This window comes from Flavobacterium sp. IB48 (assembly GCF_016405855.1).
GTDB classification, from domain to species: Bacteria; Bacteroidota; Bacteroidia; order Flavobacteriales; family Flavobacteriaceae; genus Flavobacterium; species Flavobacterium ginsengisoli.
Genome location: NZ_JAEFCA010000001.1, coordinates 1,342,567 through 1,364,860 on the forward strand (window position 1 = coordinate 1,342,567; position 22,294 = coordinate 1,364,860).

At 34.2% G+C, this 22,294-nt stretch carries 19 protein-coding genes and 1 pseudogene; 16 read left to right on the forward strand and 4 right to left on the reverse strand.

Annotation, left to right across the window (positions count from 1 at the left end):
• Window positions 1-85: 85 nt before the first annotated feature.
• The 4 genes from JC605_RS05740 (at window position 86) to JC605_RS05755 (ending at window position 8,596) form a co-directional block, all read left to right on the forward strand.
• The gene (locus JC605_RS05740) at window positions 86-2,323 is read left to right on the forward strand and encodes a glycoside hydrolase family 3 C-terminal domain-containing protein (RefSeq protein WP_198855274.1); all 2,238 of its coding nucleotides are present in this window, start codon (window positions 86-88) and stop codon (window positions 2,321-2,323) included.
• Between the two features lie 96 nt (window positions 2,324-2,419).
• Window positions 2,420-3,925 (forward strand): cellulase family glycosylhydrolase, encoded by a 1,506-nt coding sequence (locus JC605_RS05745; protein WP_198855275.1) that lies wholly within the window; start codon window positions 2,420-2,422, stop codon window positions 3,923-3,925.
• 114 nt (window positions 3,926-4,039) lie between these two features.
• Window positions 4,040-5,986: a sialate O-acetylesterase gene (locus JC605_RS05750; RefSeq protein ID WP_198855276.1), complete on the forward strand. Its 1,947-nt coding sequence runs from the start codon at window positions 4,040-4,042 to the stop codon at window positions 5,984-5,986.
• A 183-nt stretch (window positions 5,987-6,169) separates the two neighbouring features.
• A complete protein-coding gene (locus tag JC605_RS05755) occupies window positions 6,170-8,596 on the forward strand; it encodes a glycoside hydrolase N-terminal domain-containing protein (RefSeq protein WP_198855277.1) in 2,427 nt (808 codons plus the stop codon).
• A gap of 276 nt (window positions 8,597-8,872) precedes the next feature.
• Here the strand turns inward: JC605_RS05755 and JC605_RS05760 are convergent, their stop codons facing one another.
• Window positions 8,873-9,421, reverse strand: a complete 549-nt coding sequence (locus tag JC605_RS05760; protein ID WP_198855278.1) for a CvpA family protein — start codon at window positions 9,419-9,421, stop codon at window positions 8,873-8,875.
• Between the two features lie 244 nt (window positions 9,422-9,665).
• Here JC605_RS05760 and JC605_RS05765 point away from each other — a divergent pair, with 244 nt between their 5' ends.
• The 6 genes from JC605_RS05765 to JC605_RS23840 all read left to right on the forward strand — a co-directional run bounded on the left by JC605_RS05765 (window position 9,666) and on the right by JC605_RS23840 (window position 14,179).
• A complete protein-coding gene (locus tag JC605_RS05765; protein ID WP_111377556.1) occupies window positions 9,666-10,022 on the forward strand; it encodes a hypothetical protein in 357 nt (118 codons plus the stop codon).
• Between the two features lie 139 nt (window positions 10,023-10,161).
• Window positions 10,162-10,611, forward strand: a complete 450-nt coding sequence (locus JC605_RS05770) for a hypothetical protein (protein ID WP_233074032.1) — start codon at window positions 10,162-10,164, stop codon at window positions 10,609-10,611.
• Between the two features lie 84 nt (window positions 10,612-10,695).
• Complete coding sequence (locus tag JC605_RS05775) at window positions 10,696-11,715, forward strand: phenylalanine--tRNA ligase subunit alpha (protein ID WP_198855280.1); 1,020 nt, start codon at window positions 10,696-10,698, stop codon at window positions 11,713-11,715.
• Between the two features lie 91 nt (window positions 11,716-11,806).
• A complete protein-coding gene (locus tag JC605_RS05780) occupies window positions 11,807-12,214 on the forward strand; it encodes a hypothetical protein (protein WP_111287353.1) in 408 nt (135 codons plus the stop codon).
• 135 nt (window positions 12,215-12,349) lie between these two features.
• Complete coding sequence (locus tag JC605_RS05785; protein WP_198855281.1) at window positions 12,350-13,126, forward strand: isocitrate lyase/phosphoenolpyruvate mutase family protein; 777 nt, start codon at window positions 12,350-12,352, stop codon at window positions 13,124-13,126.
• A gap of 6 nt (window positions 13,127-13,132) precedes the next feature.
• Window positions 13,133-14,179, forward strand: a complete 1,047-nt coding sequence (locus JC605_RS23840; protein ID WP_198855282.1) for a bifunctional transcriptional activator/DNA repair enzyme AdaA — start codon at window positions 13,133-13,135, stop codon at window positions 14,177-14,179.
• 150 nt (window positions 14,180-14,329) lie between these two features.
• Here JC605_RS23840 and JC605_RS05795 read toward each other — a convergent pair whose 3' ends face one another.
• The 3 genes and pseudogenes from JC605_RS05795 to JC605_RS05805 all read right to left on the reverse strand — a co-directional run bounded on the left by JC605_RS05795 (window position 14,330) and on the right by JC605_RS05805 (window position 17,779).
• Window positions 14,330-15,325 carry an NAD(P)H-dependent glycerol-3-phosphate dehydrogenase gene (locus JC605_RS05795; protein WP_198855283.1) on the reverse strand — a complete coding sequence of 332 codons (996 nt, stop codon included), beginning with the start codon at window positions 15,323-15,325 and terminating at the stop codon, window positions 14,330-14,332.
• A gap of 352 nt (window positions 15,326-15,677) precedes the next feature.
• Window positions 15,678-16,835, reverse strand: coding sequence for an iron-containing alcohol dehydrogenase (locus JC605_RS05800; RefSeq protein WP_198855284.1), 1,158 nt, complete (start codon window positions 16,833-16,835; stop codon window positions 15,678-15,680).
• Between the two features lie 181 nt (window positions 16,836-17,016).
• Window positions 17,017-17,779 (reverse strand): annotated as a pseudogene (locus JC605_RS05805) (type 1 glutamine amidotransferase domain-containing protein).
• A gap of 86 nt (window positions 17,780-17,865) precedes the next feature.
• Between JC605_RS05805 and JC605_RS05810 the strand changes: the two are divergent.
• From JC605_RS05810 to JC605_RS05835, 6 genes are all read left to right on the forward strand, one after another.
• Window positions 17,866-18,771, forward strand: a complete 906-nt coding sequence (locus tag JC605_RS05810) for a LysR family transcriptional regulator (protein WP_198855285.1) — start codon at window positions 17,866-17,868, stop codon at window positions 18,769-18,771.
• A 99-nt stretch (window positions 18,772-18,870) separates the two neighbouring features.
• Window positions 18,871-19,239, forward strand: coding sequence for a PKD domain-containing protein (locus JC605_RS05815; protein WP_198855286.1), 369 nt, complete (start codon window positions 18,871-18,873; stop codon window positions 19,237-19,239).
• 110 nt (window positions 19,240-19,349) lie between these two features.
• Window positions 19,350-20,042, forward strand: a complete 693-nt coding sequence (locus JC605_RS05820) for an NUDIX domain-containing protein (RefSeq protein WP_198855287.1) — start codon at window positions 19,350-19,352, stop codon at window positions 20,040-20,042.
• 74 nt (window positions 20,043-20,116) lie between these two features.
• Window positions 20,117-20,950, forward strand: a complete 834-nt coding sequence (prs, locus tag JC605_RS05825) for a ribose-phosphate diphosphokinase (protein ID WP_198855288.1) — start codon at window positions 20,117-20,119, stop codon at window positions 20,948-20,950.
• Between the two features lie 134 nt (window positions 20,951-21,084).
• Window positions 21,085-21,420: a hypothetical protein gene (locus JC605_RS05830; RefSeq protein ID WP_095928446.1), complete on the forward strand. Its 336-nt coding sequence runs from the start codon at window positions 21,085-21,087 to the stop codon at window positions 21,418-21,420.
• 2 nt (window positions 21,421-21,422) lie between these two features.
• Window positions 21,423-22,292: a hypothetical protein gene (locus JC605_RS05835; protein ID WP_198855289.1), complete on the forward strand. Its 870-nt coding sequence runs from the start codon at window positions 21,423-21,425 to the stop codon at window positions 22,290-22,292.
• The last annotated feature ends 2 nt before the right edge of the window (window positions 22,293-22,294 follow it).

The window sequence follows — 22,294 nt, forward strand, 5'->3', positions numbered from 1 at the left end:
CAAACATAAAAGCAGTATTAACTTGATTTAAAGATGACGTGTGAGGAATCAAGGATCTTTAAATTCAAAAAACACCTAACTATCTATGAAAAACAAAATGATATACCTTTCGGCGGCTTTGGTTTTTGCATTATTTACTTCTTGTAAAAATGAAACACCGACTGTAGCTTCAAATTCGGCGGAGACTGAAGAATACGTTGGAAAAGAAATAGGTACTGAACATGATGCTGAAATCGACAAGCTGATTTCGCAAATGACATTAGAAGAAAAAATAGGAATGCTCCACGGTAACAGTATGTTTGCTAACACAGGAGTAAAACGTTTAGGAATTCCAGAATTAAAAATGGCCGATGGTCCGTTGGGAGTTCGTGAAGAAATTTCTAGAGACAATTGGGCTCCGGCAGGATGGACAAACGATTTTGCAACGTATTATCCAGCTGGCGGTGCTTTGGCAGCAACTTGGAATGCCGAAATGGCTCATACTTTTGGAACCAGTTTAGGAGAAGAATTACGTGCAAGAGATAAAGATATGTTGCTTTCTCCAGCAATTAATATGGTAAGAACACCGCTAGGAGGAAGAACTTACGAATACATGTCAGAAGATCCGTTTTTGAATAAAAAAATCGCAGTGCCTTTGGTTGTAGGTTTACAGGAAAAAGATGTAATGGCTTGTGTAAAACACTATGCAGCAAACAATCAGGAAACCAATCGTGATTTTGTAGATGTGCAAATTGATGAGCGTACACTTCGCGAAATTTATCTTCCAGCTTTTGAAGCTACTGTAAAAGAAGCAAAAGCTTACAGTATCATGGGAGCATACAATAAATTCAGAGGAGAATATTTATGTGAAAATGATTATATGCTGAATAAAATCCTTCGTGATGAATGGGGATTTAAAGGTATTGTAGTTTCAGATTGGGCTGCGGTGCATTCTACAGCAAAATCTTTGAAAAGCGGTTTGGATATTGAAATGGGAACGCCAAAACCTTTCAATGAATTTTTCTTGGCAGATAAATTAATCGCGGCTGTAAAATCTGGAGAAGTTTCAGAAAAAGAAATTGATTTGCATGTAAAACGTATTTTAAGAGTTTTATTCCAAGTAAAAGCAATGGGTGGAGGAGAGCGTGCAAAAGGAAGTATCGCAACCGAAGCACATTATCAAGATGCGTACAAAATTGCAGCTGAAGCGATTGTATTGTTGAAAAACGAAAATAATGCATTGCCTTTAAAACTAGACGGAGTAAAATCTATCGCAGTAATTGGAAACAATGCGACAAAGAAAAATGCTCTTGGCGGATTTGGAGCTGGAGTGAAAACGAAAAGAGAAGTTACACCTCTTGAAGGTCTTAAAAATAGGCTTCCTGCATCAGTTAAAATTAATTATGCTGAAGGATATTTAGAGCGTTACGATAAAAAGAACAGAGGAAATTTAGGAAATATCACGGCTAATGGGCCAGTTACAATTGATGAACTAGATCCAGCAAAAGTTAAAGAAGCAGTAGAGGCAGCTAAAAACTCTGATGTGGCGATTATTTTTGCGGGTTCAAATCGCGATTATGAAACAGAAGCTTCAGATCGTAGAGATTTACATTTGCCATTCGGACAAGCAGAATTAATCAAACAAGTATTGGCGGTAAATCCAAAAACTATTGTAGTTATGGTAGCTGGTGCTCCATTTGATATTAATGAAGTGAGCCAAAAAACTTCAGCTTTGGTTTGGAGTTGGTTTAATGGTTCTGAAGGCGGAAATGCTTTGGCTGATGTGATTTTAGGAAAAGTAAATCCGTCAGGAAAATTACCTTGGACAATGCCAGTAGCTCTAAAAGATTCTCCTGCACATGCGACAAACAGTTTCCCTGGAGACAAAACAGTAAATTATGCCGAAGGACTCTTAATTGGATACCGTTGGTTTGATACTAAAAATGTTGCGCCATTATATCCTTTCGGTTACGGATTATCATACACCACTTTTGCTTTAGATAACGTAAAAGCAGACAAAGATTCGTATGCTCAAAATGATGTAATAGAAGTTTCTTTAGATGTTAAAAACACAGGAAAAGCAGAAGGAAAAGAAGTAGTACAGTTATATACTTCAAAATCTGATTCTAAAATTACTCGTGCAGCACAAGAATTAAAAGGTTTCAAAAAAGTTGCTGTTAAGGCTGGAAGTTCAGAAAAAATAACGATTAAAGTTCCTGTAAAAGAATTGGCATATTATGATGTTGCTTCTAAAAAATGGACAGTTGAACCAGGAAAATATACTTTAAAAGTAGGAACTTCTTCTAGAGATATCAAAAAAGAAATTCAAGTAACAGTTAAATAAAACTTTTTATTGCTATAAAATAACCACACTATTAACGCCAGCCCACTAAAAGCTGGCGTTGATTTTAAAAACTTAACTTAACTTAAACCAAACGAAATGAAAAAAACAATCAAAGACTATATCTTGAGTTTTGTATTATGTTTTGCTTTTTTAGGCGTTTTAGCCTGCAGTTCAGACAAAGAAAGCACACCAGAAACAACGATAAAAACACTTACTGCAAGTACCAATAAAATTGATTTTGACGGTAAAGAAAATACTTCAGATATCACTATTAATTCAGAAGCCACAGTTTGGAATTTGGCTAGTTCTGAAAGTTGGCTAAAAGTGAGCCAGGCAACTGGAAATAAAGGAAGTGTAATTGTTAGAATAACGGCTTCTGCCAATACAGAAACGACTACCAGAACAGCTTCAATCACGTTAAGCTCAAGTGAGGCAAAAACGGTGACAATAGCGGTTTCGCAAACTGCAGCTACAGTTGTTGCAGGTTTATATCCTAGTTATAACACCAATCCAATTGCGGCAGATGCTTCTGGAATGGGAAGTTCTGCTGTTGAATTAGCTGCAAAAATTAAATTAGGATGGAATATTGGAAACACTTTGGAAGCAACTGGAAGCGAAACTGCTTGGGGAAATCCAAAAGTGACAAAAGCTTTGATTGACGCCGTAAAAGCAAACGGATTTAATGCTATTCGTATTCCATGTTCTTGGAATCAAAATTTAGAAAATGCTACAACGGCCAAAATCAAAACAGAATGGCTTGATAGAGTAAAAGAAGTGGTACAATATTGCGTAGATAATGATATGTATGTAGTCGTAAATATCCATTGGGACGGCGGATGGCTAGAAAATAATATCACAGAAGCTAAAAAAGTTGAAACGAATGCAAAACAAAAAGCTTTCTGGGAACAAATCGCAACTCATTTACGCGGATTTGACGAACATTTACTTTTTGCAAGCGCCAACGAACCAGCAGTTGAAGATGCAACTCAAATGGCAGTTTTGACTTCGTATCACCAAACCTTTATTGATGCTGTTCGTTCTACTGGAGGAAAAAATGCAACTCGTGTTTTGGTAGTTCAAGGACCAACAACAGATATCGAAAAAACAAACAAATTAATGACTACATTGCCAACAGATAAAGTTGCAGGCAGAATGATGGTCGAAGTGCACTACTATTCTCCATGGAATTTTGCTGGTTTAACCAAAGACGAAACTTGGGGTAAAATGTTCTATTACTGGGGAGCAGGATTTCATTCTGCAACCGATACTGAACGAAACCCAACTTGGGGAGAAGAAGCCGATTTAGAAAAGAATTTCAAATTGATGAAAACACAGTTTGTTGACAAAGGAATTCCAGTTCTTTTAGGAGAATTTGGAGCAATTAGAAGAACAACTTTAACTGGAGATGCTTTGACTTTACATTTAAATTCAAGAGCGTATTATTTAAAAACGGTAGTCAAAACAGCAAAAGCAAACGGATTATTACCTTTTTATTGGGATGAAGGAAGTCTAGGAAACAACGGTTTCGGAATCATGGATAGAAGCAATAATACCGTCTTCGATACACAAGCTTTAAACGCTTTAATAGACGGATTAAAGTAAAAAAATTAGTTTAAATCCTATAAGTGATATAAATAAACTTAAGCGCAATTATACGTAAAAACTTAAAATGACTTATATCACTTATGTGGTTTAAAAGATATTTAAATTAAAAAAATGAAAAAGAGTGTAATATTTATTTTTCTGTTAATTAGTGTTTTAGCTAATGCTAATGTGAGAATGCCTTTAATATTCTCTGACGGAATGGTACTCCAAAGAAACAAGCAAATTCCGATTTGGGGTTTTGCAGATGCAAATGAAAGTGTAGAAATTTATTTTAACAAACAAATTAAGAAAACTACGGCTGATAAAAATGGAAAATGGACGATAAATTTAGCTGCGGAAAAAGCCGGCGGACCATTTGAATTAATCGTAATTGGAAAAAATCAAATTACTATTAAAAATGTTTTGGTTGGAGAAGTTTGGATTTGCAGCGGACAATCGAATATGGAATTTCAGGTTTTCAAAACCATGAATGCTGAAAAAGAAATTAGCAGTGCCGATTATCCAATGATTCGTCATTTTGGCGTTGCACAAGATTTAAGCGGAACTCCAAAAGACGATTTAAAACAAGGTAAATGGGAAGAAGCTAACAAAGAAAATGTAGGCAATTTTACAGCGGTTGGATATTACTTTGCTAGAAAACTTTATTCAGAATTAAAGATCCCAATTGGAATCATCAATACTTCTTGGGGCGGAACCAATGTAGAAACTTGGACAAGCCGTGAAGCTTTCGAAAAAAGCGACGAGTTTAAATCGATGATTGCTAATGTACCAACGGTAGATATCAATGCCATTTTTGAAACCTATAAAAAATCGGTTTTAGATAATCTGAAAAAAGTACAAGGTTTTGATGTTTCAATGGAAAACGAAGAGCAATTCAAAAATTTAGACTTTCAAGATAACAACTGGCCAGAAATAAAAGTGCCATCACTTTGGGAAAACCAACAAATCGGAAATATAGACGGAATTGTTTGGATGCGAAAAACAATAGTTTTAACAGCAGAACAAGCCAAAAAAGAAGCCGTTTTACATTTAGCAAAAGTAGATGATGAAGACAAAACCTTTGTAAACGGAGTAGAAATTGGAACAAACAATCTTTGGGATGCCAAAAGAATTTACAAAATTCCAGCAAACGTTTTAAAAGAAGGTACAAACGTAATCGCCGTAAGAATTACAGATTACAGCGGCGGCGGCGGAATCTATGGCGATCCAGAAGATTTAAAAATTGATTTTAAAGATTCAAACTTTCCACTTGAAGGACTTTGGAAATTCAACGTTATTAAAGTAAGAATCGAAGTTTCGCCAAACAGTTATCCGTCATTATTGTACAATGCAATGGTAAATCCGTTGGTTCCTTACGCAATGCAAGGCGTTTTATGGTATCAAGGAGAGGCGAATGTTTGGAGAGCAAAACAATACAAAAAAGCATTTCCGTTAATGATCAACGATTGGAGAACCAAATTTAAACAAGGCAATTTTCCATTTTATTTTGTGCAATTATCCACTTTTGACGAATTTGGCGGCAACAGCCAAAAAGGAAGCCGTTGGGCAGAACTTCGCGAAGCACAATCTCAAACTTTAAAATTGCCAAACACTGGAATGGCTGTTACCACCGATATTGGAAATGCAAAAGATATTCATCCAACCAACAAACAAGACATCGGTTTGCGTTTGGCAGCAATTGCGATGAATAACATTTACGGCAAAAAACAAGTTCACAGCGGACCAACTTATAAATCTCAAGAAGTAAAAGGAAACCAGATTATCTTAAGTTTCGATAATATTGGCAGCGGATTATCAACGCCAAACAATGATGAATTAAAAGGTTTCGAAATTGCAGGTGGAGACAAAGTTTTTCATTCCGCGAAAGCGATAATTAAAGATGACAAAATAATCGTTTCAAGCGATCAAGTTCAAAATCCAGTTGCAGTGCATTACGGTTGGGCAGACGACGATACAAAGATTAATCTCTTTAATAAAGAAAAATTCCCTGCATCGCCATTTAGAACGGATAATTGGGAGATGATTACGGCAAATGAGGAATATAAAGTGAGCAAGTAATTGTTTGATGATACAAGATTAATACAATAGTTTTTGTCATTCCGAGGAACGAGGAATCACACTAGAAATTCCACAAAGTGAATTACCTATCTTTGTCGATTTACGAGTGTGATTCCTCGTTCCTCGGAATGACAAGATTGCAGAAATACTAGATGTAAAAACATGATTCAAAATAACAAGCCTATGAATTCAAAAATCATTATAAAAACATTTCTCATTTTACTTCTCACATCTTACTATACAAACATTTTGGCGCAATCCAAAAATGTTTTATGGTACAAACAACCAGCAGAATTCTTTGAAGAAAGCTTGGTTTTAGGAAACGGAAAAATGGGAGCAACCGTTTTTGGAGGAGCCAATTCGGATAAAATTTATCTGAACGACATTACACTTTGGTCGGGCGAACCCGTAAATGCTAATATGAGTCCCGAAGCGTACAAAAATATTCCGGCAATTCGTGAAGCATTAAAAAACGAAAACTATAAACTGGCAGAAGAACTGAATAAAAAAGTTCAGGGAAAAAATTCAGAATCGTATGCGCCTTTAGGAACATTAGAAATCAATAATTCTGAGAAAGGCAAAGCAGTAAATTATCATAGAGAATTGGATCTTTCGAACGCTATTTCAAAAGTAAGCTACGAAATGGCGGGTATAAAATATACTCGAGAATATTTTGTGTCGGCTCCAGATAAAGTTATGATTATCAAATTGACAGCAGATCAAAAAGGAGCTTTAAATTTCGATATTAATCTAAAAAGCCTTTTGCAATCTAATGTCGAAGTGCGAAACAACATTTTGGTATTAAAAGGTTCTGCGCCAATTCATGAAAACACAGGATATAATGTTTCTCCAAAATATTTGAGCTTAAAAGAAAGAGGAACAAGATTTACAGGTTTAGTTCAAATCAAAAAAACAGACGGAACTGTTACAAGTTCTCGAGAAACCTTGATTTTAAAAGACGCAACAGAGGCGATTATTTTCGTTTCTGTTGCAACAAGTTTTAATGGTTTTGATAAAAATCCAGCGTCAGAAGGTTTAGATGATGTTTCAATTGCTTTGCAAAATCTGAATAATGCTTATGCAAAAGCATTCGATAAACTAAAAGAATCTCACATTACCGATTATCAAAAATTCTTCAATCGCGTTAACTTAGATTTAGGAAAAACAACCGCTCCAGATTTGCCAACCGACGAACGTTTATTGCGCTACGCTGACGGAAAAGAAGATAAAAACCTAGAAATTCTATATTTCAATTTCGGACGTTACTTATTAATAAGTTCATCAAGAACTTTAGGTGTTCCAGTCAATTTGCAAGGACTTTGGAATCCGTATGTAAATCCGCCTTGGAGCAGTAATTATACGATGAATATCAATCTGGAAGAAAATTATTGGTTGGCAGAAAACACCAATCTTTCAGAAATGCATCAATCACTTTTAAGTTTTATAAAAAACCTTTCGGTAACAGGAAAAGTCACGGCCAAAACTTTTTACGGAGTAGATAAAGGTTGGGCGGCGGCTCATAATTCAGATATCTGGGCAATGACAAATCCAGTTGGGCAGTTTGGAAAAGAAGATCCAATGTGGGCGTGCTGGCCAATGGCGCAAGCGTGGTTGAGTACTCATATTTGGGAACATTATACTTTTACGCAAGATTTAGCCTATTTGAAAAAAGATGGATATCCGTTAATGAAAGGCGCGGCCGAATTTTGTTTAGGCTGGTTGGTTACTGATAAAAATAGAAACTTGATTACGTCACCTTCTACTTCGCCAGAAAATCAATATAAACTGGCTGATGGTTTTGTAGGCGCAACATTCTACGGAGGAACTGCCGATTTAGCAATGATTCGCGAATGCTTTGAGAAAACGATAAAAGCTTCAAAAGTGCTAAATACTAATGCCGGTTTTAGAAAAGAACTAGAAACAGCACTTTCAAAACTGCATCCTTATCAAATTGGCAAAAAAGGAAACTTGCAGGAATGGTATTTTGATTGGGACGATAATGATCCAAAACACCGTCATCAATCGCACTTATTTGGGCTTTTTCCTGGCGATCATATCACACCTTTGAAAACTCCAGATTTAGCTGAAGCCTCAAAAAAGGCATTAGAAATAAAAGGCGACGAAACCACAGGTTGGTCAAAAGGTTGGAGAATCAATCTTTGGGCAAGACTTTGGGACGGAAATCGTGCTTATAAAATGTTTCGAGAATTACTTCGCTACGTTGATCCAGACGGTAAAAAAACAGAAACGCCAAGAAGAGGAGGAGGGACATATCCGAATTTATTCGACGCGCATCCGCCATTTCAAATTGATGGAAATTTTGGAGGTACGGCCGCAGTTGCCGAAATGTTAGTGCAATCAGACGAAAATGAAATTAGATTATTGCCTGCTTTGCCAGACGCTTGGTCAGAAGGTTCTGTAAAAGGAATTTGCGCTAGAGGTGGGTTTGAAATTGAAATGAATTGGAACAATAAAATAGTTCAGGAAATAACAATTTCTTCTAAAATTGGAGGGAAGACAACTTTGATTTATGGTGACAATAAGCGAGAAGTTGAATTGAAAAAGGGAGAAAAAAAGATTCTGCAGCTTTGGGTTAAAGAGAAAAAGTAAATTATTTAAACGCGACAAGTAAGCTTCGGAGAAGCGAAATATTTATAGAATAAAATAGATAGTTACAATATAAAGCTCCAGCGGAGCGACATATAAATTATTTACAATTCAAATATTTCGCTTCGCTGAAGCTCTTTACATTCGGACGGCTTAATTTCTATAAATATATCGCCTCGCTGAGGCTTTCTAACAATAAACCCGACAGGTTTCAAATACCTATCGGGTTTATTATTTGTAAACGAGAGGCTTCGACTTCGCTCAACCTGATAAAATGAATTATTCCTTGTTTGTAGTTTGTTCTTTTTCTTCTGGTTTCTCAGAATGATCTTTTTTAAACGTTTCGTACCATTTCTCAATTGATGGATAAACAAAAGCAGCAACTTTCTTTACTGGATTATAAAAAATATAATTATCTAAAGTTTCCTTTTTAGCGAAAGTATTATTGAAATTGATTTTCTCAAATAAAGCAATAAAAATACTTAGAATAAGAATCGTTTTTAATATCCTGAAAAATCCGCCTCCAAGTTTATTCATCCAGCCTAGCATGGCAAAATCGGCAATTCCAGTTAATATTTTCGCTAAGAAATAAACGCCAATTACAACTAAAATAAAAGTCAGGATAAAAGCCGTAATCTGAATGTTGGTCGGATTCCAAGAAACATGTTTTGAAATCCATCCTGTCATTAACGAAGAAAATTTAATCGCAAGATAAATTCCTAACAGCAAAGAAATAAAAGAAGCAACTTCTACAAAAAGTCCGTTTTTAATGCCTTTGTACAAACTATAACACAAAAGTGCACCAACGATAATATCAAAAAAACTCATGTTTGGGTTTGGTGTTTAATGAGGCGCAAAGATATATCTTTTTTTAGGTTCAAAGGTTCATAGTGACAAAGGTTGAGAGGTTTTTGCAGTTCTGTTTTTCGATGTATTTATTTTTTTTAGGTACATTGAGTTTGAACTCTGTATCTTTGCAAATCAAATTTAGAGTTCAGATTGCATTCTGCCCCCTTCAGAAGTGATTTTTAAATCAGCAATCTAAAATCTACAATCAAAAAACAAAAATTAAATGTCTAGAGATACACAATTAAAAGAGCGCTGGGAAAAGCTCGTTGATATACTTTCCAATCAATTTTCGCAAGGCGAAGATCTAGATTTGGATGCCATAATTTACTTAATCGGAGTTCAGGAATACGGAAAAGTGCACCGCGAATACAAAAAAGACGAAAAACTGAATTTAATGCACATTGCAATTTGTCGATTGCTGGAGCCATATGGATTTTATGAATTCGAATATTTCGACGATGAAGGCTGGCCTCATTACAAAGTAAAAGAAAATTTGCCACCGTTAAAAGCCGGTGAACAATCGGTTTTAATGAAAGAAGCGATAGTAAGTTATTTTTTAGAAAGAAAACTTATTGAGTAGAATTTTTAGTTTACAGTCTCGGTTTGCAGTGACTGAGACTGAATACTGAAAACTAAAGAGAATGTGTAGATACGCAATGACATCTTATAAACCTCATTATGCTTGTTTTAATTGTCGAAAGACCTTTAAAAGAAGATTGATGGTTGATATAAAAAAAGGAGAAGCATCGGCTTTTGAAGCCAAATGTCCGCAATGTGGTGAATTTATGGCAAACATGGGACTAGATTTTGAATCGCCTAAAAAAGACGATGTCAAAAAGTGGGAGCATATTAAAAGTTTATTTTCTGTGGGCATTACGTTTCACTCCTGCGGTTGCAGTGGACCAGGTTATATTCCGAATTCAAAAGAAAAGCTAGTTGAGTATTTTGAAGAGATCAAAAAAAGATATATTGAAAATATGGATTTTTGGCGCACCAGAATTGAACCAACAAATAAGCAAGAAAGAGAACGGGATTTAAATAAAAACTGGCATAAATTAAGCAGTATTTCTCCTAACTACAAAAAGGAAATAGTAACCAATCAGGAAGGTTTAGATTATTGGCATGTAAAGATCAAACAGGTTGAAGAAAAGTTAAATCTGATAAAATAATTTACAGAAAACCTAAAACTGCGAGTGTGACCACGCACTTTCAACTAAAAACACTAAATTTGTACTCTCAATTATCGAAGGAAAATGATAGATAAGATAAAACAGCACATAGAGGAAGCTAAAGCCTTTAATGAGAAGAATAAAGAATCGTTAGAACAATTCCGTATTAAATATTTAGGAAGTAAAGGTTTGCTGAAAGAACTTTTTACTGAATTTAAAAATATTCCAAACGACCAAAAAAAGGACTTTGGACAAGTTATAAATACTTTAAAAGCTGTTGCTGAAGAAAAAGTAAGAGTTATTCAGGAAGAACTTGAAAGTAAAGAAGAATCAAAAGGTATTTTTGGAGATTTAACGCGTGCGGCAGAACCCGTAATTATTGGTTCTCGTCACCCAATTTCTATCGTTAAAAATCAAATCATCGATATTTTTGCTAATATCGGATTTAACGTTTCTGAAGGACCAGAAATCGAAGATGATTGGCACAACTTTACCGCATTAAACTTGCCAGAATATCACCCAGCGCGCGATATGCAGGATACGTTTTTCATTCAGACCAATCCTGATGTGTTGTTGCGTACGCATACATCATCTGTTCAGGTGCGTTATATGGAAAATCATAAACCGCCAATTCGTACAATTTCTCCAGGACGCGTTTTCCGTAACGAAGCGATTTCATCTCGTTCACACTGTATTTTCCATCAAGTGGAAGGATTGTACATTGACAAAGATGTTTCTTTTGCCGATTTGAAACAAACGTTACTTTATTTCACAAAAGAAATGTTCGGAAAATCTAAAATTCGCCTTCGTCCGTCATATTTCCCATTTACAGAGCCAAGTGCCGAAATTGATATTTATTGGGGATTAAAAACGGAAACTGATTACAGAATTACAAAAGGAACTGGTTGGTTAGAAATTGGAGGTTGCGGAATGGTAGATCCAAACGTTTTGAAAAACTGTGATATCAATCCAGATGAATACAACGGATTTGCTTTCGGAATGGGAGTAGAGCGTATTGCAATGCTTTTATACCAAATTGGCGATATTCGTATGTTCTACGAAAATGATGTTCGTTTCTTAGAGCAGTTTAAAGCAAATATTTAATTTAAGTCATAAAGTTGTAAAGTCGAAAGTCAAAAGTCTCAGAGTGATGGCTTTTGACTTTCGACTTTCGACTTTAAAACTTTTGACTCATATGAAAAAAGATATAATAATTCCAGAAGTTGAAAACGTGTTTCTAGCCGCAGTGCAGGAATGGAGCGACGATTTTATGGAAAAAGTATGGTACGCTTATTTAGTGAATGATAGTGATTTTAACTTAGATAGCGTAATGGTAGTTTCAAAAGCATTTGGAACTATTGATGGAGAGATGAAAAAAACGTCAATTCTGCGTCATGCTTTTGTTGAGGTTCCTTCGGTTTCTGTTGTGAAGATAGAATTAGTAGAAAAGAGCCTTTTAGCGCTTAATAACGAGTTTATGGTGACTTTCTTCATCGGAAATACTTTATACGATAAGAAGTTTATTTTTAAAGCCAATTCGCTTGACGAAAACAAAACGGAAGAAGTGCCGATTTTGTTTGTTGAAGGAATAATGGTAAAATAAGAAATTCTAAGAATTACTATTAAATCACGATCCTCTATGGTCGTGATTTTTTATTTAAAAAAAATAGTTGTCAATTTTTCGGTTGCAGAAGGCTTTCGTTCAAAAGTACTTTTGTCAAAACTAAAAGAGTAAAATATGACAACAAGATTTGAAGAATTCAAAAAACTGCACTATAATGAAATTCCGCTTTTACTTGGAAATGTTTGGAATGTTCAAAGTGCCCTGCAATATGAGAAATTAGGATTTAAAGCGCTTGGAACTTCAAGTGCAGCAATTGCTTCTGATTTAGGTTATGAAGATGGCGAAAATATGCCTTTTGAGGATTATTTTTTTATGATTCGAAGAATAAAATCGGCTGTAAAAATTCCTTTAAGTATAGATTTGGAAGCTGGTTATGGTGATACTGTTGAGGAAATAGTTGCAAATATTTTGAGATTGCATGAAATTGGAATAGTTGGAATTAATATTGAAGATTCGGTTGTTATCAACTCAAAAAGAGAAATAACAGAAACGGAATCTTTTGCGGCAAAATTAAAATCAATCGCAGAAAACTTAAAAAAGAAAAACATCGAAATGTTTATAAATGTACGTTCTGATGTATTTCTTTTGGATTTGCCGAACAAAATAGAAGAATCTAAATACAGATTAAAACAATATGAAATGGCTGGCGTTGATGGTATTTTTCTTCCGTGTATTACAAATGAAAATGATATAAAGGAAATTGCTGAAACGACAAAACTACCCCTAAATGTAATGTGTATGCCTAATCTTCCTAATTTTGAAAAGCTAACTTTATTAGGAGTAAAGCGTATTAGTATGGGGAATTTTGCAAATGCCTTTCTAAATAAACAATTAGAAAAAGTTACTTTACAGTTACTGGAAAGAAATAGTTTTTCTCCCATTTTTGAATAATTGGTTATGGAACTTACAGATGATATAATGTATCAAGCGGCTGTAAATAAAGACACTTCTTTTGAAGGAGTATTTTTTACTGCAGTTAAAACAACCGGTATATTTTGCCGACCGACTTGTACAGCTAGAAAACCAAAAAGAGAAAATGTAGAATTTTTTACCAGTTCAAAAGAAGCTGTTTTAAAAGGATATCGACCTTGCAAAGTTTGCTTTCCATTAGAAAAATATAATGAGACGCCTGATTTTATAAAAGAGATTTTAAAAGAGCTTTCAGAAAATCCAGCTCTAAAATTCAAAGATGCCGATTTAATCCAACGCGGAATTGAACCAAGTAAAATGCGACGATGGTTTTTAAAAAATCATAAGATTACATTTCAAGCTTATCAAAGAATGTTTCGTATTAATAGCGCTTTCAAAAAAATAAAAGAAGGAGAAAGTATTACTTCAACAGCTTTTGACACGGGTTATGAATCTTTGAGCGGTTTTAATGATTCTTTTAAATCGATATTTGGCTTTTCTCCTAAAAATAGCAAAGTGCAAAATATAATTGATCTCAAAAGAATAGAAACTCCGCTCGGAACGATGTATGTCTGTGCAGTAAAAGAAGGAGTTTGTTTGCTTGAATTCACAGACAGAAAAATGCTGGAGACAGAATTTAAGTCATTGGCAAAAAGGTTGAATGCTTCAATTATTCAGGGAGATAATATCCATTTTGAAATTTTAGAAGAACAGTTAAAAGAATATTTTGAAGGAAAGAGAAAGAAATTTACAGTGCCGATTTTCTCTCCAGGATCTGATTTTCAAAATAAAGTTTGGACAACACTGCAAAATATACCTTATGGAGCCGTGAGAACATATAAAGAGCAGTCTATTGCCATTAATAAACCAGAAGCAATTAGAGCTGTAGCTAATGCAAATGGAGCGAACAGAATTTCGATACTTATTCCGTGTCATCGGGTTATAGGTTCAAATGGAGAGCTAACAGGATATGGAGGCGGATTATGGCGCAAGCAATGGCTTTTGGAATTGGAGAAAAAGAATGCTGAAGGTTAGGAGAAAGAGGCAAGAAGCAAGAGTAAAGATTTTTATTTCAAGATAAAAAAAAGAGCCAAACTGAATTTCAGTCTTGGCTCTTTCTTGTTTATTCTATTTAAGTCTAATATATAGTCTTTTCTCTTGCTTCTTGCATCTTTTAACTAAAACTTAATCCAAAGACTCGGTCAATTTTTTGAAAACCGTTTTTGCATCTTTTCCTTCGTATAAAACGGCATAAACAGCATCGATAATTGGTGTTTTAGCTCCGTAACCTTGATTTAGTTTATAAGCACTTTTTGTTGCATAATAACCTTCGGCAACCATACTCATTTCCATCATGGCACTTTTTACGGTGTAACCTTTTCCAATCATATTTCCGAACATTCTATTTCTAGAGAAAACAGAATATCCTGTAACCAATAAATCGCCTAGATAAGCAGAATCATTAATGTTACGTTTCATTCGGTGCACTTTTCTGATGAATTTCTTCATTTCGCGAATAGCGTTACTCATTAAAACCGATTGAAAGTTATCGCCATAACCTAAACCATGTGCAATTCCGGCAGCAATAGAATAAATGTTTTTTAGCATTGCAGCATATTCAGTTCCGATGATATCGTCTGAAATTTTTGCTTTAATATAATTTCCAGAAAGTGATTTTGCTACAACTTTAGCCTTATCAGGGTCGCCACAAGCAATCGTCAAATATGAAAGTCTTTCTAAAGCTACTTCTTCTGCGTGACAAGGTCCTGTAATAACTCCAATATTGTAATATGGAATGTCGTATTGAATATGGAAATGTTCGCCAACAATTAAACTAGTTTCTGGAACAATTCCTTTAATCGCAGAAAAAATAATTTTATCTGATAAAGAAACCGTCATGTTTTTTAATTCGGCATCTAAGAAAGCCGATGGAATTGCAAAAATGATATAATCTGCATATTCTATCGCTTCGTTTATATTATTGGTTAATTTGAGTTTTTTGGTGTCAAATTCAACAGAACTTAAATAGTTTGGATTGTGTTTGAATTTCTCGATATGCTCGATAGCGGCATCATTGCGCATGTACCACGAAATTTCAGAAAGATTTACACATAACATTTTTGCAATTGCCGTTGCCCAGCTTCCTCCACCAATCACTGCAAATTTTAAATTTTCGCTCATTATTTTAATAATTTAAAACAAAAGTACTTAATAATGTGCTAATAAAGCAAAATCTGCTTTAAGAAATTTTGAAAACACACTTTAATTGCAATGACTTTCAAGAAGTTTAAGAATAAAAATATTTTTTTTAATAGCTAAACAATAAAAGGATCTCACTTGCGTTATAACAATTTATAAATTAGAATTTTAATGAATTTAAAAAAAATTGAGTTAGTTAGTTTTGTTTTAGTATTTTGAAAAGGCGTTCCTAAACTTGTTAAGAACGCCTTTTTTAATGAAATTCCAATAAAAAAATTCCAAATTCCAAAAGTTTAAAATTGGGATTTGGAATTTTTAAAATTTGGAATTTATCTTAATACGAAAGTTCAACAATAGATCTTACTTTATCTAAAGTTATTAATTGTTTTTCTCCTAAACCTTTCCAACCTCTTTCTTCAAAACGATTTACGATAAAATCGGCTGTTTTAGAATAATCTTCTGTGTACTGAGAAAGTTTAGTATCCATTCCCATTGTATGAAAAAATTCAACAGTTTTGTTAATGGCTTCTTTTGCCACTTCTTCGTCAGAACCAGTTAGGTTGAAAATTCTTCTTCCATATTGCGCCAGTTTTTCTTTTTTGCTTTCAAACATTACATGATACAAACTTGGACCAATAATAGCCAAAGTTCTGGCGTGATCAATTTCGTAAAGCGCTGTCAATTCATGGCCAATCATGTGTGTTGCCCAATCGCTTGGAACACCTTTCTGAATTAATCCGTTTAAAGCCATTGTACAGCTCCACATAAAATTAGAAGCCAAAGTATAATCGGTTGGGTTTTTTACAACGCCTGGACCAACTTGAATTAGAGTCTGTAAAATTCCTTCGGCAATTCTATCCTGAAGAAAAGCATCAGTTGGATACGTTAAATATTGTTCCATTACGTGTGTGTAAGCATCTACAACACCATTTTCGATTTGTCTTTTTGGTAAAGACGAAATTACTGTAGGATCACAGATTGAAAACTGCGGAAATAAAGCACTTCCTCCAGAAGATAATTTCTCTTGAGTTGCTTCAATTGTTACCACATATCCAGAATTCATTTCGCTTCCCGTTGCTGGCAGCGTTAATACAGTTCCAAATGGCATTGCATTTTCTTTAATCAAAATCCTTTTTTGAAGAATGTCAATCGGATTTCCTTCAAAATTTACAGCTGCCGAAATAAATTTAACGCCATCAATTACAGATCCACCACCAACAGCAAGAATAAAATCGATTTTTTCTGCTTTGATCACATCAACGGCTTTCAGTAAAGTTTCAAATCTTGGATTTGGTTCGATTCCGCCAAATTCTACAATTTCAAAACCTTTAAGATTATTGATTACCTGATCGTAAATTCCGTTTTTGAAAATACTTCCGCCACCATAAGCCAAAAGCACTTTTGCGCCTTTTGGAACTAAAGTAGAAAGTTTTTCAATTTGTCCTTTTCCGAAAACTAAATTCGTCGGATTGTATAATTCAAAGTTTAGCATTTTTTTTAGGTTCTAAGATGCTAAGGTTCTGAGGTTCTAAGTTTTTTGTTGAAACATAGAATCTCAGAACTTAACATTGTGATTGATTAATTTTTATTTGCAATTAGTGAATAAGAGATTGAGTTTTTTTTAGGTTTTTAGAAGAACTTAGAACCTTAGTATCTCAGTCCCTCAGTCCCTTTTATTTTAATTCTTGTAGCAATTTTGCAGCTACCAATTTAGATGATGCTGGGTTTTGTCCCGTGATTAAAAGTCCGTCGGCAACAGCATAAGGCTGCCAGTTTGCGCCTTTAGAAAAAATTGCTCCGTTTGATGCTAAAGCATCTTCCAATAAAAATGGAACTACTTTGGTTAAACCAACAGCTTCCTCTTCTTCATTAGTGAAACCGGTTACTTTTTTACCTTTTACTAAATATTCGCCTTTTACTTTTACGTTTTTCAAGACGGCAGGAGCGTGACATACAAAAGCGACTGGTTTGTTGTGTGTATAAAAAGATTCAATTAAAGCAATTGAACTTTTATCTTCAACCAAATCCCAAAGCGGACCATGACCTCCTGGATAAAATACAGCATCGTAATCTTTTTGGTTAACTGTAGAAAGTTTTAGTGTGTTTTTTAATTTTTCTTGTAAAACAGTGTCAGCGTCAAAACGTTTGGTGTCTTCAGTTGCCGAAGCGGGATCGGCACTTTTTGGATCAATTGGGGGTTGTCCTCCAAGAGGAGATGCAATTGTAATTTCAACTCCTTGATCTAAAAGTTCATAATATGGCGCAGCAAATTCTTCTGACCAGAATCCTGTTTTTTCTCCTGTATTGCCCAGTTTGTCATTGCTGGTTACAACAAATAATACCTTTTTTCATACTCTTTTTATTTGATTTTTGAGCTTCAGCAGAAATGCTTACAGCTGTAAATGCAGTTATTGCGAATAGTGTTATTTTTTTCATATGTATTAAATTTTGAACAAATTTACAGCTAATGTGATATCAGTAAAAATAAAATAAACTATGTTTGTTATAAATAAATTTATATCATGGTAAATCTAGAATGGTACAGAACTTTTAAAGCAGTTTACAAAAACGGTAATTTTTCAGTGGCTGCGAAGGAATTATTTATGAGTCAGCCTGCGGTTAGTCAGCAGATTTCAATGCTTGAAGCACACGTGGGAAATAAATTGTTCAATCGGAAATCTAAAGGAGTAGAACCAACCGAATACGCTAAGTTACTGAATAATTTGATAATAGACGCATTAGATCGTCTCGAAAGTGTTGAAGTTGGCTTTAGAGCAAAAGCTGAAAATGCAAACAGATTAATTTCTGTCGGAATTTCAAAACATCTTTTTGACTGCGTTGGCAATCTATTAATTGCTAAGTTTGATTTAATCGATTTTACTTTTGCAGAAAACGATGAACTTTTTGCATTGGTGGATGCTAAAAAATTAGACTTTGCTATAACAACAAAAAGATTTGACACTTTTGATACTACTTATGAAATTGTCGGAAAAATAAAATTGATTTTGGTTGCTCCAGTAAGTTTAGATATAACCGAATTTCGCCAAAAATTAAAAGCAGACAATTATACAGAAATAGAGCAATGGCTGAATACGCAGAAATGGTATAGTCATGACGCACGTATTCCGCATATAAAATTATTTTGGCTGCATGCTTTCAATAAAAAAAGACCTTCTATGGTGCCTAATTACATTATTCCTTCAGAATCTGAAATGCTTAGGCTTTTATCTAAAAATGATGGAGTTGCTGCTACTTGGAACTGTAACGCAAGAAATTTTATCAAGGAAAATAAGTTGCAGTTGTTATGGAACAGTTTTCATGTGCCAGAAGAATTTGTGTATTTATTAGCTCCAAAAAATAATAACTTAAAGTCATTTTTTGATATTATTGAAAAAGAACTGAAATTGTTTTTTGGAAATAGATTGTAGTTTTTTTATTTTTATTAATTGAAATTCAGGTGTTTAATGGCCTTTGTGGAAAAAAATAACTTTGAGTTCAGTAAATTAACTTCTAAAACTAGATTGATTATGAGAAAGATTGCAACATTTTTGGTACTTGTAACAGTTTTATATACTAGTAATTCATGCAGTAAGCATGATGACGAAGCTATTGTAGATTGTTTTGGAGATTCTATATTAACAGAATTAAAGCATTCGACAGATGGTACAAATTCAAAAATAATAAATTACTCCATTCAATATGGTGGAAGCAATACCGTAACTTCAGTAAAATGGACTTTTGGTGATGGAAAAACAGAAACCATAAATACTACGACCGGTGCTGTGTCGCATACTTATAGTGCAGCAGGAACTTTTGAAGTTAAAGCAGATGTAACGCTAAAAAAAGGCGATGGGAGTTGTACTGTTAGCCCAAAGAAAAGTGTAACGGTGAACTAAAATACTGCTTGTAAAAATAGTAATGAGGATCAACTTTGTAATTTATTGCATAAGCATAGATTACAAAGTTGATCCTCATTCGTTATATTTGTTTGATAGGATTTAGGATTATGGAAAAATTACAAAATATTAGAATTGCTGTAGATGCTATTGTTTTTGGCTACAAGAACAATGGTTTATATGCGTTATTGATTGAGCAAAAATTTGGTTCGGCAGATAAATATTGGGCATTGCCTGGAGGTTTGGTTAAAAATGATGAATCTTTAAGCGATGCAGTTATTCGTGAATTACATGAAGAAACGAATGTGCAATTGACTTTTATGGAACAGCTCTATACTTTTGGAGATGATATAAATAGAGATTCTAGAAATCGCGTTATTTCAGTTGCGTATTATGCTTTGGTTGAAGCTTCAAACTTAGAAATAAAAGCCGATACAGATGCTGAAAGAGTACAATGGTTTAAAATTGACGAAATTCCGCCTTTAGCATTCGATCATAATTTGATTTTAAAAAAAGGTATAGAAAGATTGAAAGCGAAATTAACTTACGAGCCAATTGGTTTCGATTTACTTCCAGACGAGTTTCTGTTTTCAGATTTGGAAAACCTTTATTGTACCATTCTAGAAAAAGAAATTGATCGCAGAAATTTTAGAAAAAAAATACTAAGCTTCGGCATTTTAGAGCAAACAGATAATTTTTCACCTATAAAAAGCGGAAGACCTGCTAAATTATTTAGATTTAATAAACTGAAATATAGAGATTTAGCTTCTAAAGGTTTTCACTTCGAAATAAAGTTTGCGTAATTTTTACACAAAATAAATTGTTTATTCAAAATTAAATTCTACATTTGCGTATAATTAACGCAAACTAAAAAACTATGATACTAAATCTCGACCCAAAATTCGCTCCATTTCAAAATCAGGAAGAAATTAAATTTCAAAGTTTTACTTTCTCTGGAGGAGAACCACACATCAAAATCGCTCCAGATTTTGATGCAAATGAAAAAGTTACTATTACGCATAGATTAAATTCATTCAACGATTTAGGTTTGTTGTGTGTTACGGTTGACGCTTTACGCAGAATGGATGTTAAAATCATAGATCTTTTCATTCCGTATTTTCCAGCAGCAAGACAAGACCGTGTTATGATTCCTGGTGAGCCTTTATCTGTAAAAGTTTATGCTGATATAATTAATGCAATGCAGTTGAACAAAGTATTTGTTTTTGATGCGCATTCTGAAGTTACACCAGCTTTGTTGAATAATAGTACTGTGATTCCAAACTATACTTTTATAAAAGAAGTTTTAAATAAAATAGGCGAAAACGTAAAATTGATTTCTCCAGATGGAGGAGCTTTGAAAAAAATCTATAAAGTATCTGAGTTTTTAGGAGGTGTTGAAGTTGTAGAATGCAGTAAAAGCCGTGATGTAAAAACAGGAAAATTATCTGGTTTTAAAGTTTACAATGATGATTTGCAAGGAATGGATTGTTTAATTGTAGATGATATTTGCGACGGAGGAGGAACTTTCGTAGGATTAGCCGAAGAACTTAAAAAGAAAAATGCCGGAAAATTATACTTAGCAGTAAGCCACGGAATTTTCAATAAAGGTTTTGAAGTTTTAAACTGCTTTGATGGAATCTTTACAACCAATTCTTTTAAAGATTTTGAAGGCGAAAGCGTTCAAGTGATCAGATTGGAGAATTTAGTTTAAAAAGTTTCAAGCTGTTTTGAGAACGTGAAACCTAAAAAAAAATCTATTAACCGTTTCAAGCTTAAACTCCCAAATTTCAAGTCTAGCATGCAACTTGAAACAAAGAAAACTTGAAATAAAAACAACCAAAAATTATGAGCGACGATTTAAAACCACGATTTATTGAATCTCTAAAAAGAAACAATGATCAGATAAGAGAAGACAGAGCCAAAGTAATTGGTGAGGATTCTGAATTAATTTACAGAAGAAGAGTCGAAGATATCGAATTAAAAATCAAAAGACTCGAAAGAGAACAAGAAGGACTGATTGATATTAGTCCGCTTGATAAAAACAGTTTAACTTTTGCCGATTTTCAGCCAGAAGCTTTTGTTCAAAAAGACATGGAACTTTCGCTGACAATCAGAAATTTAAACATTCAGTTTGAGGTTACAAAAAAGAGATTTGAATATTTATTTGGTAAAAAATATTAGTCATGGGAGGAACAAGATATGATTTCGGTGCTCGCGAAAGCAGAGCAAAAAAAGTAGGTTATGCTAGCAAATCTGCAGCAGAGATATTTACACAGAATGCGTTACATATGGCTCATGAATCTATGAATCCAAATGGAGTGATTTTTAGAGAAGCTAGAGATTCTGATGTTCATCCCAATACAGTTCCGATTATTTTAGGATTAGACGTTACAGGAAGTATGGGGCATATCCCGCACGAATTGATTAAAGAAGGACTTCCAAAATTAATGGGAGGAATTATTCAAGGTGGCGTTCCAGATCCAGCACTTTTATTTTTAGGAATCGGAGATCACGAATGCGATAGATATCCGCTTCAAGTTGGACAGTTTGAATCTGGTGACGAAGAATTGGATATGTGGTTAACAAGAACCTATATTGAAGGCGGTGGAGGAGGAAACGCCGGAGAAAGTTATCTTTTAGCATGGTATTTTGCTGCATTTCACACTAAAACCGATGCATTCGAAAAAAGAGGACAAAAAGGATTATTGTTTACAGTGGGTGATGAACCAGGTTTAAAAACACTTCCGGCTTCGGCAATTAAAGAAATAATGGGGCAAGGACAACAGACTTACACGCATCTTGAATTATTAGCAGAAGCGCAAAAAAGATACGATGTCTATCATATTAGCGTATTGCATTCAGGACAAGCCATCAATGCCGATGTAGAATGGAAAGAATTACTGGGACAAAATTGTTTGTCTATAGAAGATCATAGAGAAATTCCAAATGTAATTAAAAAGATTATCTGCGATAAGCATAAAAGTTCTGATTTAGGATCAATACCAGTTTCTGATGCAAGTGATAACAGCTTAGATAATATAGAAATGCTTTAAAA